The organism is Okeania sp. KiyG1 (genome assembly GCF_014132355.1).
In the GTDB taxonomy this organism is placed as follows: Bacteria; Cyanobacteriota; Cyanobacteriia; order Cyanobacteriales; family Microcoleaceae; genus Okeania.
In genome coordinates this window covers 1-15,846 of sequence record NZ_BLZO01000033.1, presented here as the reverse complement: position 1 = coordinate 15,846, position 15,846 = coordinate 1, and the positions used below count along the sequence as shown (strand labels likewise).

The following is a 15,846-nucleotide window of genomic DNA, read 5'->3' as shown; positions in this document are numbered from 1 at the left end:
GTTATCAGCAATTAGTAATTATTCATTACTTCTCAGGTTTAGGAAGGAGACTTTAACAGTAATTTTTATTCTGTCTCAATTTCTCAATTATTTTTACCTTCCCCAAAATTAATAGCTGATAGCTAATAGCTGACGGCTGAATGCTTACTTTATCTTTTAGCTACCTTTATTATTAAGGCGATCGCTTCTTGTATTTATACATACTATAATAATTTTGTCAAGTATTATTGGGTATTTATGAGGGTTATTTCAGTTATCAGTTATCAGTTATCAGTTATCAGTACCTCTAGCTGTTTGCGCAGCATTCCGCAGGAAAGCAAGAGGCTTGACATAAGGAATATTCTCTTTTTTCCTTAAAATGGGAGGCGCATACCCACAATTTTTCGGTAAAAAACTGGTAAAATATATCTGAATATAATTAAGGTATATAACTATGGCAGTTTATCAAGACAGGGAAGCATTTATTCCTTATTCTCGAAAAGATATTATAGAACTTTGTATTCAAGATGGTAAGTTACCAGAAGGCTCTTTACAAAAGTTTAGAGATTTTTGTTCTATTCTGCTGGCTTATTATCATTTTAAATTACATAAAACACTGGAGATATTAAAGGAAAATTATGCTCCATTTAATCCAGATGCTAATACTAAATATATTGCCTCTCACTCTGCATCACAACTAGCAATGATGAAAAATAAAGTTGTTAAGAGTTTTGAGAAAATTCTAGAGCAAGGAAATTTTTTTCCCATATCTCGGGCTAGTTTAGAACGTGCTTTTCAGCAAACTTCGCTAATTGAACTGAAGACAGATATCAATTTTGATGACTTTGAAGAGATGATATGTTACTGTCGAGGAGATATATATAAGACAATAAAAATTAAGAAATTTTTTTCCGCAAAATTGAAAAGAAAATTGATATTTTTGAAAGGGTTGCTTTATTAATTAAGTGCCAAAATACAGAGGATACTGATAGTTCGGAAAATGAAGGGGAGGAATCTCATCTGAGTCCTAAAAAATCTATATTTCTCTCTATAAAAATATTCCTAAAAATGATATAGAATTTCTATTTCCTAACGTGAAAGTTAGTATGACTTTGAAAGACCGTCTAATGCTAGTAGTACCTGCTATTGGTGCAGCAGTACCTATTGTTCTGAGAATTGTACCGCAACTTTTACTAATTATTGGTGTAATTGTTTTTCTAGTTTTCGGTCCGTCTTATGTAGAAAAATTGAACTTGAGAGCTAATCCGGAAGATGTGAGGAATATGACAGGAGTTTTATTAGCTTCATCATCTCTATTAATAACTTTAGGAGGATTTTGTTTCAAGCAGTATAGTAAATACAAAACTAAACAGATTAAGTTTCAAAACAGGTTACAGATACTTTATTTTTCAAGAATATTGCTAATAATGCAGGTGTATTTCAAACTTTAATTGATGATGCTGAAGAAGAAGAATGTAAGGAAATTATTTTAGTTTACTATCACTTATTGACAAGCAATACATATCTAACTCCAGAACAATTGGATGACGAAATTGAAGCCTGGATGGAGCAAAAATTTGATACAAAAATTGATTTTGATATTCATGGACCCTTGAATAATCTCGCAAAAATTCAGGGAAAAATTGTCAGAGATGGTGAAGATGAGGATGAGATTTCAGATATACCATTATTAACCTATGACGAAAATGGTTGTTGTCGAGTATTACCTTTAGACGATGCGAAACAATTAATAGATTATATCTGGGATAATGCATTTCATTATGCTTAAGGAAGTAAGTTCAATAATTAATAATTAATAATTAATAATTAACAATTAACAATTAATAATTATCTATTATAGCGCTGCGCGCAGGCAACAGGCAATAGACAACAGGCAACAGGCAACAGCTCATCTGGGAGAATAAAAAGCTTATAATATAAGACTCTTAGCTATTGGACAATTACTGCAATTTGTACATAAGCCGTAAGCATTCAGCTATTAGCTGTCAGCTCTCAGCTATCATAACGGTGTTTTAATGAAAATAGGCTTTAAAGTCAGCTTTTATAGTAAAATTTAATTCTGACTCAATTAGTAAAGCTTTTATCTAAAACTAAAAGCAGTAGCTGAAGTCCGCAGTTCCGACCCAGGAGGCTGGCTGAAGTCCGCAGTTCCGACCACAGGAGGCTAGCTGACGGCTGTTTGCGCAGCATGACAAACGGAAATGCTTACCATAAGCCAGCGCACATTGCTATAACTGAATTAGTAGTCTCTCAGAATTATATAGAGGTAATTTATGGAAGCTGGTTTAGTAGGTTTAGCAGGTTGGGGGTTATCAAAAATTGCCGACTCTTTGTGGGATGATGCCTGGAAAAAAGCAGGCAAAAACCTAACTCAATCCCTGAATAAAACAGATATAGAAAAGGCAATTAAATCTGGAGAAAAAGCTGTGAAGGAATGGGAAAAAGAACTCTCTCCTCAACAACTTTTATTTTATAGGGCTAAACGGGATGGTTGGAACGGAGTTAACAAATTTCTGAGTCAATATTTTGAACATTCTGCTGTTTTGACGGAATTAGAAAAACCATTAATTAATCTAGGCAAGCCAGATATTGAGATTTTAATTACCGTATTTCAACAGGAAGCTGAAGCTAAAAATATTCCACTCATTCAATCAAGTCTACAGCAATGGTTAGAGATTTTTATTAATGCTTATTTTCAACAAACTGATACTTATATTAAATTTCAGACTGCTAAACAAAATTATTTTGAACAGTTAGCAAATTGGTTTGATGATGTGAAATTTGCTGGTATTTCTGTACCTGGACAAGAGGTAGAAAAGTCTGAGAAGTTAGCTTATATTTTTGTTATGCCTGATGTGGTAGAAGATGTTTCCAAAAGTGGTGGTTTTGAACGAGATTTTTTATTAGCTGGAACTGGGGAAAAACTGGAAAGGGAGCTGTTTGTAAATACTACGGGCAGAAAATTTTTAGCCTCAGAATTGTTGACTCAAAGTCAGTCACGGAAATTCGTGATATTAGGTGCGCCTGGGTCGGGAAAAACAACTTTGATGAGTTATTTTGCTGTGATGTTGGCACAAGCACAACCTCAAATTTTGGGTTTAGAGGCAAACACTGACTGGCTCCCAATTTTAATCAGGATGCGAGACTTGGTACGACATCCAGACAAAAGTATTCTCGAATATGCCCGTGTATTTGCGGAGAAAACGATGGCGGTTAAAACTTTGCCAGTGGGATTTTTTGAATATTGGTTAGAGGATGGCAGAGCATTAATATTGTTGGACGGTTTAGATGAAGTGGCAGAAGAAGGCAAACGTTACGATGTGGTCAGACGCATTGAGAATTTTTTAGGACAGTTTGACAGAAATAGGGCAATTATTACATCTCGTCCTGCTGGTTATAGACGCGACTTTTTCCGCACTGAGGAATTTCCCCACTATCAAATGCAGTCGTTTGATGATGAGAAGATTTCGGCATTTATCAATAATTGGTATGACAGTCGGTTTCGGGATAAGGGGGAGGCAGAAAGGAGGAAGGAAAGTTTACGGAAGGCACTAGATGATAATGACCGGATTAAGTTGTTGGCACGGAATCCTTTGTTGTTGACTATTGTTGCTTTGATTCATCGGTATCAGGCGGTTTTGCCGAAGGAAAGATATCGACTTTATGACAAGGCGGTGGAGACTTTGTTAATTTCTTGGGATGCGAATAAGGAGTTGAGTAGTCATGGGAAGTTGAAGTATTTGGGTTTGGACGATTTGCGCAGGTTGATGGAATTGTTGGCTTTTTGGGTGCATACTCAGGGAAATGTGGGGAATGATGAGGGCGGCACTTTGATAAATAAGGATGAGTTGACTGAGCAATTGAGTCGAGAGATTAAGCAGTTGAAGCAGGTGCAGTTATATCAGGCAAAGGAGGAGGCGGAAAGATTTGTGGATTTGATTCGGGAACGCACGGGGTTGTTGAATGAGCAGGGACAAGATTGTTATGGGTTTGTGCATAAGACTTTTCAGGAATATTTGTGTGCTGAGGAGATTAATTATCAGTTGGAGAATGAGCTTGATTTTGAGATTATTTTAAGTGTGATTCGGGAGCATTTGCATGATTCACATTGGCGGGAAGTTTTACTATTGCTCATAGCGCAACAAAAGCCAAAAAATGTTGCGAAGGCAATTAGAGCAGTTTTGAATCATGGTAGTGAGTATGAGGAGTGGTTACATCGGGATTTGTTTTTTGCTGGAAATTGTTTGGCGGAAGATCCAAAGGGTTTACGGAGTGTTGATGGTGAGTTGGTGCAGGAGATTTTGGAGAGGTTGGTTGATTTGGAGGCAAGTAGTAAGGAATTAGTTGGTGAGAAAGTTCGGGAGCAGGTCGATCGGATTTTGTGTAGTTTGTATGAAACTGATTTTGAAGGCCAAGCTTTGGAGATGTTGAAAGAGCGGGCAGATTTGATTGATGAGGAAAGGTTGCTGAAATATCGGGGGAAGTTAGGAGAAAAGAATCAGGTAATTACAATATTGCGGGCACAACTAAAGGATGAGGATTCCAATATACCTATAAACGCTTTCTATATTTTCGCCTCTATGGGTAAAATCTCACACGATGGAATCAGAAGCATACTAGGAAGGTATAAATCTTATAAGGATGAAGATTATTATTTACGAATGAGAGCATTCCAGGTCTTGTTTGAAATTGAGAACAACCCAAAAAGAATAATCAATTTTATACTGGGAAAACGCGTTTCAGAAACAGTAGTTGATATTGTCGTAGCATCGTTCCAGAATCAGAATTCTGCTCTGCGTAGGAGCGCAGTTGATACCTTTAGTCAATTGGGAAAAAAATCAGAAATATTAGTCAATACTCTACTACCAGTGCTTCAGGATCAGAATTCTTTCATAGTTCTATTGGCAGCCTTTATCTTAGGCAAATGGGGTAATAGAGCAGAAACAGTGGTCGGCCATCTACTATCACTGCTTCAGGATGAGGATTTTTTCATACGTTTACTGGCTGTTTTCACCTTAAAAGAATTTGGTAAAGGCTCAGAAATATTAGTTAACCCCCTGTTACCACTGCTTCAGGATAAGAGTTCTTTTGTCCGTCAGATGGCGATCAATGCCCTGGGTGAATTGGGCAATAACTCAGAAACAGTAGTCAGCGCCCTACTAGCACGACTCAAGGATAAGGATTCTGATGTGCGTAGGAGCGCAGTCAATGCCTTGGTTAAATTGGGCAATAACTCAGAAACAGTAGTCAGCGCCCTACTAGCACTACTTGAGGATAAGGATTTTTATGTATGCAGGAACGCAGTTGATGCCCTGGATGAATTGGGTAATAACTCAGAAACAGTAGTCAGCGCCCTACTAGCACTACTTGAGGATGAAGATCCTGATGTACGAAAAAACGCAGCTTTAGCTTTGCGCAAATTAGGTAATAACCCAGAAATAGTAGTTAGCACTCTACTAACTCGGCTCGAGGATGAGAATTCTGATACAAAGCAAAAGGCAGTCGATGCCTTGGGTAAATTGGGTAACAACTCAGAAATAATAGTCAATGCCCTACTACCACTACTTGAAGATGAGGATTCTGTTCTGCGTTTAAGTGCAGCCACAGCTTTGCTTGAATTGGGCAATAACTCAGAAATATTAGTCAATGCCCTACTACCACTACTTGAAGATGAGGATTCTGCTCTACGTTTAGGTGCAGCCCAAACTTTGCATAAATTGGGCAACAACTCAGAAATATTAGTCAGCACCTTAATCACACTGGTTCAGAATGATGATTCTGCTCTGCGTTTAAGTGCAGCCGAAACTTTGCTTGAATTGGGCAATAGCTCAGAAATATTAGTTAAAACCTTAATAACACTACTTCAGGATGAGGATTCTTTTGTGCGTTGGAGGGTAGCCAATGCTTTGGGCAATTTGGGCAACAATTACCCTAATATCATCTCCACTATCATTCAATGGATTCAACAACATCAAGATTCAGAATATGTCGGCAGAGTTATTGATGTGCTGTGGGATTTTGTCGCAAGGTAAGAAAATTGAGATGGTCAAAGACATTTAGATTTTCAACTTCAAAAGGTCAGTCTAGGAAAAGAAACTATTGGACAATAGTAAGGGCAATCGCTCAAAAATGCTAAACAAACACTTGAGTTGATTATTCCTCTCCACTATTGTTCAATGGATTCAACAACACCAAGATTCAGAATATGTCGGCAGTGGTATTGATGCGCTGTGGTATTTAGTTGTAGGCGAGGAAAATTGAGATGGTCAAAGACATTTAGATTTTCAACTTCAAAAGGTCAGTCTAGGAAAAGAAACTATTGGACAATAGTAAGGGCGATCGCTCAAAAATGCTAAACAAACACTTGAGTTGATTATTCCTCTCCACTATTGTTCAATGGATTCAACAACATCAAGATTTAGAATATGTCGGCAGAAGTATTGATGTGCTGTGGGATTTAGTCGTAAGCAAGGAAAATTGAGGCCATGGGGTGTTAATCATTGTAGCCTCCTGTCCCTTACTGAAAGGTCAAACAGGGGGTAATTACCACCCTCTAGATATTTTTTTGTAAATATTTTCAAAAAAAATTTTTACTGATTTCTATTAAACATCTCCAAAAATCAAAAATCAAATCAATTCTTATCCATAAATTATCAATTATTTCTCCCTGTTGCCTGTTGCCTCTTTTCTGGAGATTTCCATTCTTTTGAGAGTCAGTGCTTTGGTTGGGTATTGTGTTAAGTTTTTTTTCAATTCAACCAAATACTTCTGGCTTAGATGTATAATACCTCAAGCAAGAACCAAATTCTTACGCGGTAAAAATATAAAAACTAAGACGTTATAGTTATGACTACTTCAATAGTAACTACAACACAAGCTGCTTTTCTACTAAATATTTCGACAGGTAGATTGAGAACACTACTCAATCAAGATCGTGTTAAAGGTGCTCGTAAAGTCAAAAGACTTTGGATGATTCCGCTCAACCATCGTGGTATGCCAGAGATTAAACAGGGTCGTCGCGGCCCACAACCGACCTGGAATAAAATTCAACGCAAAGCCAAGACTGTTGTTCATGTTCTACGAAAAACTATTGACTATAACCGAGACTATGGAACTTCTCATCCAGCAGTTGCTGTTAAAGTGGGAGATAAAAAACATTATTGTCACGCTCTGAAAATTAACGGGCCTTGCCAAATTGTTTATCAGCCTCATCAACCCAATAAAAGTCAAGCTGGGGGTGCCCGTCTGTGGATTGAAGTAGAAGCAGAACATATAGTAGAACGAAAATATTTCTGTGATGGAGATTATGGTCCGCCACCGGAAGTTGCTGAACAGAGAGCGAAAGCTAAAAAGAAAAAGTTAAAAAAGAAGTAGTTAAATAAATAGCTAGTCTCAAAAGAATAATTTATGAGCAGTCTGTATTTTCTGTTCCATTTTTTGCTGTCTATAAATAAATTTTTGGTAAGTATCTGTTCCATTTTTTACTGTCTACAAATAAATTTTTGGTAAGTAGTCGTGCAAAATAAATCTCCTATTTGAGAGAGGCAACAGGCAACAGGCAATAGGGAGTCAGTAGGATGTGTAATTAATTTTGCATAAGTACTTATTACACCTGTTTCACAAACCTTATAACGAAAAAGGTTCACTGATTTGACTAAATTTGAGCAGATTTATAATTAGTTAATTAGTTTGATCGCTCTATTCATTATTCAATTATTCCAAGCAATTCGACAAATCCTCCAAACTGCTAAAACTTAAAATTGCTCTTCCGAGGTATTCTAACTTTTCCATCGATAATTGTTGAATATTCTTTCGGATTATTTCAGTAATTTCTCCTGAAAATTTTCTCTCCAGTTGACCTAACATTAATCTTTGCATCCAAATTTCTGGCGTTGGTAATTGGTAAGATGATTTTCTTTCTACTAGGGGTGATACCCATAACTTACTTTGGTAAAATATTTAGAGGTATCAGAAACAGATTACTCTTAAAGTTTTATCTCTTGATTTACCAACGCCAAATTTCTAACCCCTCCTGTCTAGCTAATATAATTTCACCTGTACAGTCTTCTAAAAACATTTCTCGCTTATGTACTTCCTCCGCCACTATATTTCTTGACTTTTCTCTCGCACCAAAATGGCAGCATCAACCGCCGACAAACCAGAAACATCTACTTTATGAATACTAACTCCTCTTTTTTCCAGATCGTAAGTATAGGTTTTGTCATAATAGTGAAGAATTAAATCTGAAGCTGCTGCCAAATTTCCTTCCCTCAGAAAATTAATCGCTTCTTGCGCCCGCGCACCGCCTAAACGCCTCCTAATACGTTCAGTTGCAGCAATCAAATCATTAATATCTGCTTCTCCATAAATTTCCACCAAAAATGCCACTCTTTCCTGACGACTGCGACTTATCTCAATAACTTTCGCCCTTTCCATTTGCTCAAAAATTTCCTGGGGAATACGACACATTCCAATACGCTTACTCTCTGCTTCAACCCATAAAACTTGACTCCGGTCGAACTTTGCCCATTCCATGGCGATCGCATTCCAAAATTGCTCGTTAGTAGGTTGAGGCAACTGCCCCAAAGCACCGAAACTACTACCCCGATGGTTAGCAAGAGCTTCCAAGTCTAATACTTGTTCTCCCATAGAACCCAGAGCAGTCAATATCTCAGTTTTACCACTGCCAGTCATTCCCCCTAGAATAATCATTTTTTGGGGAACTGAAAATAGAGAAAGTGCCCAACGTCGAAACCCTTTATAACCGCCAATAAGTAGAGAAACATTAAATCCTGCGGTTTCCAGTAACCAACCAACTGAAGCGCTACGCATTCCACCTCGCCAACAGTGAATTTTAACTTGACGGTCTGGAGCTAATACCTTCGCACGGGCAACAAAATCAGCTAATTTAGGACCGACGATCGCTAATCCTAATTCGACTGCTTCATCTTTACCTTTTTGTTTGTAGCAAGTTCCCACCAAGGCACGTTCATCATTATTAAATAGAGGAAAATTAACAGCTCCAGGAATATGACCTTGAGCATATTCGCCGGGACTACGAACATCGAGAATGACTCCTGGTGTTTGGAAAAATGCTTCAGGTTTTAGGGATTTTGCCATTAGTTAAAGACGGAAGACAGAAGTAGGAAGGAAAAAAATTTGGATATTACCGAAAAGCGACGTTGAAAGCCCCCGTGTTTTAACCGGGGGATGAAAACAAGCGAGTCGTTTAGACTAGACAACTAAAGTTGTCCTGTGCTATTATCTTAATATACAAATGTTAAGACATAAAGTAAGCAGAAGGCTAGGGTTAAACTTAAGCCGACTGTGTAGGGGCACTTTGACTTGTCCCCAAAGATATAATCTTTGGTCAGCTAAGAAAAAACGAAGCAACATGGATTTACCGGTGTTGCGTAGTATCAACTTAGAATCCCCTCGGCAACAGCTGCGGGGAGTAGTCAAATTTTATCATGTTTGTGTGTAGCATATTTGCTGAAGTCCTAGATTTTTTATTCTGATAACTGCTCGGGACTTACGCAAAAGAGGAAATTATATAGCATTTGTAGGGGTTAACGGCCGTTAACCCCTACTTTATGTGGAGGTTACGGGTAATACCAAATCCGGTTATCAAAAGTCCGTTTTTCAAATTCTTCTCTAACCCTTCTGCCTTCTGCCCTCTGCCTTCTGCCTTACATTCACAATAACGGTTCTTTATAAACCGGATTTAGTATAAGTCCTGGAAATATCAAAAGCTTAAAACTCAGACAACGCCAGATTTTTCCTTCTGCCTTCTGCCTTTTGCGATCGCATTTGGCAATAAGAAAGAGCCTAGTTCCATAGAAAAACTAAGCTCTTGGTAGTATAACCTAAATATCATTGAGCTATTATAAGAGAAAATTTAGAAGCAAGTATTTAAAATCCAAAAATATGTTTTAACAATAACCCGTAACATCCTCTTCACAAACATCCGCTAGAAAAGTTAAAGCGCGAAATCGTAAGCCGATAAATTGGTCATACAAAGGATTAAGTTTACACATTGCAGGAATATGAAACAGTAGATGTCCGAATAGTTTCACATCTCTCTCAAAAGGGCATTGAGCCGGGATCAAGTGACACAGTAAATGTGCCACTTTTCGATTATTTATTTCTATACTATCGAGATATTCGCGAATTGGTTGCAGTAGTTTATCTAGATAGTTATGGTTTGCTTGAGTGCCTTGGTGTGAAATACCTGTAATAGAATTCATAATTAGATCGTCCGATATATAAACTAGCTCTGTAAATATATTTTCAGTCTAACTTTGAGCGCACTTCCTTGTATAGTCAATTTGGCCTGATTTTGCAAACTTTCACAATTACTTTAATTTTTATCCTATTATTGTGAAGATTAGATGAAATCTGTTTATATTTGTTTAAAATAACTAGCTTTTATGACCAAAATTTGTTATTCCAAAAATCAAATAATTGAAACTAAAAATTACTGTTATTCACAGTTTAGCAGAATACTCAGTAGAATTACGTTAAAAAATTGTTATGGAAATAATAAATATTGATAAATTGTTATGCAATATACTGATTTTATTTTATTATTATAGTTATAATAAGTATGTGGATATTCAAGCAAATTTTTGTGAATTAATCTTTAATTAATAAATCCTTGGAATTAATTTTTCACCCGTTGTTGATAATCTGAATATTCTGGATATTTTTCACTTAACCAGGTTTCTTCTCGCCTTGCTTTCAGGTCAAGAAACAGAAAAATTACAATAACCGCTACAAAATGAGACAAACTAAGTTGAAAAATGCTCCAACCGAGAGTCAAGAAAATTAAACCGCTATACAAAGGATGTCTAACAATGCCATAAACTCCTGTTTGCACTAGCTCACCATCTGCTCTCGGATATGGCAAAGGTGTCAGGTTTTTGCCCAAATCTAATAATCCTTTCACAATCAAAACTAATGCAGTGGTAATAAAAAGTGCTGCTACGATCCAACAAAAGTATATTAATTTTGGCAATTCTAAACTAATTCCTGGTAGGTGATATGTAGGCAAAAAAATAAATCCTACCAGCAGCAAACCTTGAATTAATACCAAATATTCACCATGTTTGCCACTACGCCACCCATCTCTGGTAAAACCCCAATTTGTAAGTATTTTCATCGATTATATTTCCATAATTTTGCGTTGGTGATTTGAGGTATGATATCATGTCCGGATAAGAGCGCGATAGAACTCCGCTCCGCGCTCCGCTACAACAAAACTTTCTTCTTCTATTCCTCTTTCTTCTTCTTTCTCCCCTCCACGGTCGGGGTTGGGGGTGGGTTGACTCCTGAGGAGGTCCTTCCCCTCCCCTCCACGGTCGGGGTTAGGGGTGGGTTGACTCCTAAGTAATTAAGAGTAATAAACATCTCCAGAAAATAAACTTACCCTTTATTTAAAATAAGCTAGAGTTGTAAAAGTCCATTCCGTTCTACTAAACTTACCCAAACTTACCCAATAGGGTTTTGGAGCTAGCTTCCTGCTTCTGTGAGAACCACTGACCGCAGTCTGTAACTTATTCTCTCCACAGGCTTAAACTCCCTTGGAACTCAAGCTACTTATACACATAGTTTTTCAAGTTAACGGCAGCATTAAAGTCTCTGTCAGCCTGAAAACCGTATTCACTACATTTGCGCTCCGCAAAGCTGCGCTAACATAAGTTCTCAAGTGCAATGGCATTTTCTGTTGATGACCACAGTTTGAACATATTTGAGAACTTGGATAAAATCTATCCGCTATGACTAATTCACTGCCGTACCATTCACACTTGTATGTAAGCTGACGCTTAAATTCATAAAAACCACAATCTGCGATGGCACTTGCCAGTTTGTGATTTTTCAACATTCCACTTACATTTAAATCCTCAATTACTTAGGTGGCTGTGGTTTAAAGCTCGCCCATGAAGTGAGTTTATGTAGTGCATCTGCTCTGATATCGGCTACTGCTTGGTGCGCGTTCCGCAAGCGAGCTGAGGTCGTCGCGGGGTAACATCCGCTTTTTTGTGTGCTTTTGCTAATTTTTTTACTGCTTTGAGTCGGTTTTTGGTTTGCGTAGCATTCCGCAGGAAACCAATAACTTTTTTGCTGACTGCACGTTGATGACGAACTAATCTTTTTTTTGCTTGCCTGTAGGCTTTGACATTAGCAAATTTACTGCCATCATAACAGGTAGCTAATGTATTTATGCATAAGTCTACGCCAATAGTTTCTCCAATTTTTTCTGTTGGATCTAGTTCAAAATTGTACTTTAAACTGATGTACCAACTATCTGCTCTTTTGGATATTCTGACATTTTTTACTCTGCAATTCGGCAAGATACAGTAAGTTTTTACTACTCCTATTCTGGGTAATTGTATGTAGTTTCCTTGGAAAATCTTAATACTACCTTCTAAATAAAAACTGTCTTTTCTGCCTTTTTTCTTAAAGACCGGAAATCCACGTTTAGGAATAGTTAGAAAGTTTTTAAATGCCCTCTCTAAATCCCTTAATGCTTGCCCTTGGTGCACACTTAGAGACCTCATAATACCAAGGATTAACTGATTTTACTTCAGCTACTAAACGCTTATGCAGGGTAATTGCGCTGGGGCGTTTTTTAGTTTCTTCGTACTCTTTGATACAAGTTGCTAATCCCCAGTTATAAGCAGTCAGGAGCTACTCCTGCGTGTTTAGCAAGTATTGTTTTTTGTTGTAGTTTAAGTTTTAGCTTAGTTTTAAAGGATTTCATTGTAGCGCGATCAGTTACCTCCTGTAATAAATTAGACATAATACTACTATATCACAATAAATCAGGACTTACGCAAAACCACCACATATAGTAGGGGTGTTAACGATAGTTATGCGCAAGCTTTCGGCCGGAAAGCTGACGCATAGCTGACGAATGGCGCCCCTACAGATGGTGTATAATTTCCTTTTTTGCGTAAGTCCTGTAAATATCTAACCCCTGTATAATTATGTCTAAATTTTTAACTTCTGTAGTTAGCCCTAAATCATTTTTCGTACCTTTTTCCTAAAAATCTATTCCCTGTTGCCTGTTACCTGCTTGCAAAAAGTCTATATCTTTTTCGCAGATGTCTAATATCATACACGCGCTTAAGCAACGCTCATAATTTTTTTAACGTCGCCAATAAGGTCGCCCTTTCCAGAAAACCCCTATAGCCAGACTTATTAATGAAGCTCTAGATACACTAACTAATACAGGAGGCAGAGGAAATAAAGACTTTAATAATAATCCGATAAATAAACATAAAACTAGCGCCCAAAGACTAGAATTATTCAGTAACCACTGCTTTTGCCAGAATTCTAATAAATAAACTGCTAAAGCTCCCATTCCTACTGCTGCTCCTATAGGTATTAATACCCCAAAAATTGGAGAGGAAAATAGCATACTTAATGGTTTCAGGAGCGCAAAAAAATAAGTGAAGCTTAAGATTAATAATACTTCTGTTGCTGTAATTGTTAAAGTGGCAATGAAACTTACTAAAAGTAGTTCTTGCCAAGGTAAACTTTTCAAACGTTGCCAAATATTATTCATGTTTTAAGTTGATAAAGTTAGGAAAATTGAGTTAACTAGCTATCAGCTTTTAGCTATCAGCTATCAGCTTTTAGCAGCTCCGGGTAAAAATCTCCAGCAACCCAAACGCTGGATAGTTGAGGAGGGGTTAAAATCCCCTTCTAGAGCGTAACAAAAATGTTCGCGGAGCGGAACGGAGTTCTATCCTACTGAGTGCTGACCGCTTCTTTAATCTACAATTAGATACCTGTGAATAAAGTTTAAAACTGCTTCTAAACCAACTTTTGTTTTGAGGTTAGTAAAGACAAAGGGGCCATCGCCTCGCATCTTTTTAGTATCTTTTTCCATAATATTCAGGTTTGCTCCTACATGGGGAGCAAGGTCAATTTTATTAATCACAAGTAGATCGGATTTAGTAATACCTGGACCTCCTTTTCTGGGTATTTTATCACCAGCAGCTACATCAATTACATAGATTGTTAAATCAACTAGCTCGGGGCTAAAAGTTGCTGCTAAGTTATCACCGCCACTTTCGACAAATACTAAGTCTAGATCGGTAAATTTATTTTCTAACTGCTCAATAGCAATGAGATTTATAGAAGCATCTTCCCTGATAGCTGTATGAGGACAACCACCTGTTTCTACTCCTATTATACGGGAACTATCTAATGCTTGGCTGCGCACCAAAAATTGGGCATCTTCTTGGGTATAAATATCATTGGTGACAACTGCAATATTATATTCTTGCCGCATTGACTTACATAAGGCATCAACTAAAGCTGTTTTACCTGATCCTACTGGGCCAGCTATTCCAATCCGAAAAACATTCATAAATTACCGAAAAATTGGGTTTAAAGCCTCGCCCTTGTAGGGCGACTTTTTATTTGAACATGCAAGTGAATTGAATATATGCTACACTATTATTAGTTACCGGGGGGCACGCCTCCTCCGGAGGAGCTACGAATTGCGGAAACTCGGGCGCGGACGTGGAGGGAAGCGTTAGACTACCGCCAAGGAAGCAGCACCCTGTGTTAGCGACAGCTATGCGAAGCAAAGTATCAACTCAAAGCTATAGCAAATATTATTGACATTCCTAGACAAACCATGGTTATTTTGAGTAAAGTGATTCAATGTTAGCAATGGCCAAATCTCACGGTTCCTTAACAGGGATAGAAGCTAAAATTGAATATCATCCTGTCTTTGAGGAACTGGGAGCATTATATGAATCCTGGAAACGTTCTGCTGTTAACTGGATGCAAACTGAGAAATTATCACAAGTCCGAACTAGAAAAGCGTCTAATGAAACAGTTTAACATTCAATGGGCTTATGCTGACTCAATCGCTACTGAAGCACGAACATGTTTAAACCAATTAAAAACAGCTAAAAAAACCATTATTCTAAATTAGAGTTACAATTAAGCGCCAAAACAACTGCGACAAAAACTCATCATTAAACTAGAAAAACATTAAAATTAGCAACAAAAAAAGGTTTTCCACATATACAGGCTCGAAATAAATTTTTTCATCAATTGCTCTTGTTAAAAAGTAAAATAAAAAATACAGTGCCTGAAACGAAAATTAAGGAAGTTAAAAATACACAACGTTTACATATTTGTTTTGGTTCCCAGAAATTATTTAACGCTCAACATAATTTAGCAGAAAACGGATATAAAACCAGGCAGGAATGGAGTAAGGGTCGCGCAACCCCACCGGGAAATTGCGATCTGGTTTTTGTAGGCTTGCTCAAAACCCGTTGCAAAACAACTTCTGACTCTCTTGGTGCGCATTCCCTCTGTTGGTCGGCGTTCCGCAAGCGAGCTGGTGTCGTCGCGGGGTCGCACCGCTTCTGACTTCTGACTTCTGACTTCGTTCAGGGTGGAACATCAACTTTCACAGCAAGTACACATTGAAACGGGTGAGCCACAAAATTATTTGCACCTCACCAGATGGCAAATGTCTAGCGCGTGTCTAGTTTTCAAGAAGGTGAAATAACCTAACTTCTAAATAATCTAGTATATTGAACTTCGTGAGCCATGCTTGCTAGAGATAGTCCCCAAGTACAACTGTTTAACTCGTCATCTTTTAATTTGAGGATTTCTTTGGCACTCAAAACTATTTGATTTTGCAATTCCCATAATAACTTTTGTCCTACTGTTTGACCGAGGGGAATTAATTTTACACCAGCATTAACTAGATTAGTTGCCCAACTATGTAGATAACCTAAAATTGCATTTTCAATCTCAATTTGCCAGCAAGCAGAAATTAGACCATAAGCGATCGCGAAGTTACAAAAATTT

The 15,846-nt window shown here is 37.6% G+C and carries 16 protein-coding genes; 7 read left to right on the top strand and 9 right to left on the bottom strand.

What is annotated here, in order from left to right:
* Positions 1-433 precede the first annotated feature (433 nt).
* The 5 genes from SAGCYANO_RS44145 to SAGCYANO_RS04995 all read left to right on the top strand — a co-directional run bounded on the left by SAGCYANO_RS44145 (position 434) and on the right by SAGCYANO_RS04995 (position 7,374).
* The gene (locus SAGCYANO_RS44145) at positions 434-940 is read left to right on the top strand and encodes a hypothetical protein (RefSeq protein ID WP_237395815.1); all 507 of its coding nucleotides are present in this window, start codon (positions 434-436) and stop codon (positions 938-940) included.
* Positions 941-1,013: 73 nt separating this feature from the next.
* Positions 1,014-1,430 carry a DUF3754 domain-containing protein gene (locus SAGCYANO_RS44140; RefSeq protein WP_307785827.1) on the top strand — a complete coding sequence of 139 codons (417 nt, stop codon included), beginning with the start codon at positions 1,014-1,016 and terminating at the stop codon, positions 1,428-1,430.
* A gap of 56 nt (positions 1,431-1,486) precedes the next feature.
* The gene (locus tag SAGCYANO_RS44135) at positions 1,487-1,768 is read left to right on the top strand and encodes a hypothetical protein (protein ID WP_237395813.1); all 282 of its coding nucleotides are present in this window, start codon (positions 1,487-1,489) and stop codon (positions 1,766-1,768) included.
* 505 nt (positions 1,769-2,273) lie between these two features.
* Positions 2,274-6,032, top strand: coding sequence for a HEAT repeat domain-containing protein (locus SAGCYANO_RS05000; protein ID WP_202219064.1), 3,759 nt, complete (start codon positions 2,274-2,276; stop codon positions 6,030-6,032).
* An 814-nt stretch (positions 6,033-6,846) separates the two neighbouring features.
* Positions 6,847-7,374 (top strand): DNA-binding protein, encoded by a 528-nt coding sequence (locus SAGCYANO_RS04995; protein ID WP_202219063.1) that lies wholly within the window; start codon positions 6,847-6,849, stop codon positions 7,372-7,374.
* 339 nt (positions 7,375-7,713) lie between these two features.
* Here the strand turns inward: SAGCYANO_RS04995 and SAGCYANO_RS49960 are convergent, their stop codons facing one another.
* From SAGCYANO_RS49960 to ureG, 8 genes are all read right to left on the bottom strand, one after another.
* On the bottom strand, positions 7,714-7,866 hold the full coding sequence (locus SAGCYANO_RS49960) for a DUF4351 domain-containing protein (RefSeq protein ID WP_375339873.1): 153 nt from the start codon (positions 7,864-7,866) through the stop codon (positions 7,714-7,716).
* Positions 7,867-8,103: 237 nt separating this feature from the next.
* The gene (gene mnmH / locus SAGCYANO_RS04985; RefSeq protein ID WP_202219061.1) at positions 8,104-9,120 is read right to left on the bottom strand and encodes a tRNA 2-selenouridine(34) synthase MnmH; all 1,017 of its coding nucleotides are present in this window, start codon (positions 9,118-9,120) and stop codon (positions 8,104-8,106) included.
* Positions 9,121-9,932: 812 nt separating this feature from the next.
* Complete coding sequence (locus SAGCYANO_RS04980; protein ID WP_202219060.1) at positions 9,933-10,247, bottom strand: Mo-dependent nitrogenase C-terminal domain-containing protein; 315 nt, start codon at positions 10,245-10,247, stop codon at positions 9,933-9,935.
* Between the two features lie 416 nt (positions 10,248-10,663).
* Positions 10,664-11,161, bottom strand: coding sequence for an isoprenylcysteine carboxylmethyltransferase family protein (locus SAGCYANO_RS04975; RefSeq protein ID WP_202219059.1), 498 nt, complete (start codon positions 11,159-11,161; stop codon positions 10,664-10,666).
* A 453-nt stretch (positions 11,162-11,614) separates the two neighbouring features.
* Positions 11,615-11,884, bottom strand: coding sequence for a zinc ribbon domain-containing protein (locus SAGCYANO_RS44130; protein WP_375339871.1), 270 nt, complete (start codon positions 11,882-11,884; stop codon positions 11,615-11,617).
* Positions 11,885-11,978: 94 nt separating this feature from the next.
* Positions 11,979-12,545, bottom strand: a complete 567-nt coding sequence (locus SAGCYANO_RS04965; protein WP_237395812.1) for a transposase — start codon at positions 12,543-12,545, stop codon at positions 11,979-11,981.
* Positions 12,546-13,150: 605 nt separating this feature from the next.
* Positions 13,151-13,570, bottom strand: coding sequence for a peptide chain release factor 1 (locus SAGCYANO_RS04960; protein ID WP_202219057.1), 420 nt, complete (start codon positions 13,568-13,570; stop codon positions 13,151-13,153).
* 207 nt (positions 13,571-13,777) lie between these two features.
* Positions 13,778-14,380, bottom strand: coding sequence for an urease accessory protein UreG (ureG, locus tag SAGCYANO_RS04955; RefSeq protein ID WP_202219056.1), 603 nt, complete (start codon positions 14,378-14,380; stop codon positions 13,778-13,780).
* A 308-nt stretch (positions 14,381-14,688) separates the two neighbouring features.
* On the opposite strand from ureG, the gene SAGCYANO_RS04950 reads away from it, so the two are divergent.
* Positions 14,689-14,862 carry a hypothetical protein gene (locus SAGCYANO_RS04950; protein ID WP_202219055.1) on the top strand — a complete coding sequence of 58 codons (174 nt, stop codon included), beginning with the start codon at positions 14,689-14,691 and terminating at the stop codon, positions 14,860-14,862.
* Between the two features lie 249 nt (positions 14,863-15,111).
* The gene (locus SAGCYANO_RS04945; RefSeq protein WP_202219054.1) at positions 15,112-15,399 is read left to right on the top strand and encodes a hypothetical protein; all 288 of its coding nucleotides are present in this window, start codon (positions 15,112-15,114) and stop codon (positions 15,397-15,399) included.
* 143 nt (positions 15,400-15,542) lie between these two features.
* Here SAGCYANO_RS04945 and SAGCYANO_RS04940 read toward each other — a convergent pair.
* On the bottom strand, positions 15,543-15,846 hold a 304-nt coding region (locus SAGCYANO_RS04940), incomplete at its 5' end, for an urease accessory protein UreF (RefSeq protein WP_305081033.1).